The following is a 2,147-nucleotide window of genomic DNA, read 5'->3' as shown; positions in this document are numbered from 1 at the left end:
GTAGGACTAGTCATGGCTTTAGGTATGATACTTAGAGTATTCAACATGGTTGGAATTGGCGGAGTACTAAAGAGTGGAGGTGACATTAACTACAGTATTTTCATAGACTTATTTGGGCAGTGGGCGATTGGTATTCCCCTAGCCTATTTTACCGCTATGGTTTTGGGATGGTCACTAGAGTGGGTAATGCTCATCGTGTYATTAGAGGAAGTGATCAAAATAGGCTTAACTAGCCAGCGGATTCATTCGAAGAAATGGATCAATAATCTAATCGAAGACCCAAAACCGTTATCCGCGTAAGCATAATTGCTAAACAGAACTCACACCCAAGGGCTTCATCTACGACCTAGTCAAAGATAAAGCCCTTTTTTAGGCACTAAAAGTCCGAAAACCTATGAATAATTTGATTCGCACTGCCGCGCCATTCTAGGCTTGGGTCTGCTTGTTCTTGAACAAATTTACCATCAATAAGTGTATCTACTAGATTAACGACTTCGCGTTGCTCTTGTGATAACTCATCTAGTTCATACCCAGTCCACATCCAAATATCTTTCCCTGGGCACTCATCACGCACTCTTTGTACGAGTTCGAGAACATCACCAACATTAGCTGGATGCAATGGATCACCACCTGAAAGCGACAACCCCCTGCGTTTAATTCGCGAGTCATTCAGATCTGCAATGATATGATCTTGTAGATCTTTCGTGAATAAGTGACCAGAATCAAGTCGTTGAGTTGACTGGTTATAGCAACCTCGGCATTGATGTACACAGCCAGAAACAAACAATGTACAACGTGTCCCCGGCCCGTTCACTACATCAATGGGATGATACTGATGGTAATTCATAGCTATTCAATCTTTACTTATAGGTGCTTAACACGGCGCTTAACTTCTTCTTGTTTACCGAAGTTAAACGGACGAGCGTCAGGGCTGCCTAGGTAACCACATACACGACGAGTTACAGACACTTTAGTCGAATCGTGATTACCACATTTAGGACAGGTAAAACCTTTGCTCGTACAGTCAAACTCGCCGTTGTAGCCACATTCGTAACATTCATCAATTGGCGTGTTTGTTCCGTAATAAGGTACGCGTGTATAGCTGTAGTCCCATACGTTTTCTAACGCTTCGATGTTCTTCTGCATATTCGGAAATTCACCGTAGCAAATAAAGCCGCCGCTAGAAATTTCTGGATATGGCATTTCAAAGTCAATTTTGTCGTACGGGTTTACTTTCTTTTGCACATCTAAGTGGAAACTATTCGTGTAATAACCGCGATCAGTTACGCCCTCAATCACGCCAAATTCTTTAGTATCAATCTGACAGAATCGGCTGCACAAGTTTTCACTCGGTGTGCCATAGAGACTAAATGCGTACCCAGTTTCCTCAGTCCATTCTGCTACTGTCTTCTTCATGTGCTCAACCAACTCTAGAGCTTTTGAACGCATTTCAGAATCGTCGTATAAATGGATTTCAGTGCCAAACAATGCTGTCATGGCCTCATGGATACCGATGTAACCTAAAGAAATTGACGCACGGCCATTTTTGAAAATATCAGAAATTGAATCGTCAGCTTTTAAACGAACACCACATGCCCCTTCCATATATAGAATGGGTGCAACACGCGCTTTCACGTTTTCAAGACGCGAGATACGTGTTTCAAGCGCACGACGAGYAAGTTTTAGTTTCTCGTCAAGCAGTTCATAGAACTCCGCCATATCACCATTGGCTTTTATCGCAATACGAGGAAGGTTTAAGCTTACAACACCTAAGTTGTTACGACCTTCATGAACCAATTCACCGTTTTCTTCGTAAGTATTCAAGAAGCTACGGCAACCCATAGGCGTTTTAAATGACCCTGTAACTTCTACTACTTTATCGAAATTAAGAATGTCTGGGTACATACGCTTAGACGCACACTCCAGAGCAAGTTGCTTGATGTCGTAGTTTGGGTCTTCCTGTTTATGGTTCAGGCCATCTTTAATAGCGAAAACAAGTTTAGGGAAAACCGCTGTTTTTCTATTTTTGCCTAGTCCTGCAATACGGTTTTTAAGGATCGATTGCTGAATAAGTTTAGACCCCCAACTTTCTCCTAAACCAAAGCCGAACGTTACAAATGGAGTTTGCCCGTTAGCGGTATGAAGCG

General features: G+C 42.4%; 2 protein-coding genes and 1 pseudogene. 1 reads left to right on the top strand and 2 read right to left on the bottom strand.

Going from position 1 to position 2,147, the window contains the following annotated elements; translation table 11 throughout:
- A pseudogene (locus L4C33_RS21800) lies at positions 1-300 on the top strand (MATE family efflux transporter); the annotation flags it as partial.
- A 76-nt stretch (positions 301-376) separates the two neighbouring features.
- Here L4C33_RS21800 and nrdG read toward each other — a convergent pair.
- Both nrdG and nrdD read right to left on the bottom strand, forming a co-directional pair.
- Entirely contained in the window at positions 377-847 is a 471-nt protein-coding gene (gene nrdG / locus L4C33_RS21795) for an anaerobic ribonucleoside-triphosphate reductase-activating protein (protein ID WP_428814475.1), read from the bottom strand.
- 17 nt (positions 848-864) lie between these two features.
- Positions 865-2,147: anaerobic ribonucleoside-triphosphate reductase (gene nrdD, locus L4C33_RS21790; protein ID WP_428814474.1), on the bottom strand; the 1,283-nt coding region annotated here is incomplete at its 5' end.

The sequence above is a fragment of the Vibrio makurazakiensis genome (assembly GCF_050337375.1).
Classification (GTDB): Bacteria; Pseudomonadota; Gammaproteobacteria; order Enterobacterales; family Vibrionaceae; genus Vibrio; species Vibrio makurazakiensis.
The sequence above is the reverse complement of the archived record's forward strand: the minus strand, read 5'-3'. Positions and strand labels throughout refer to the sequence as shown.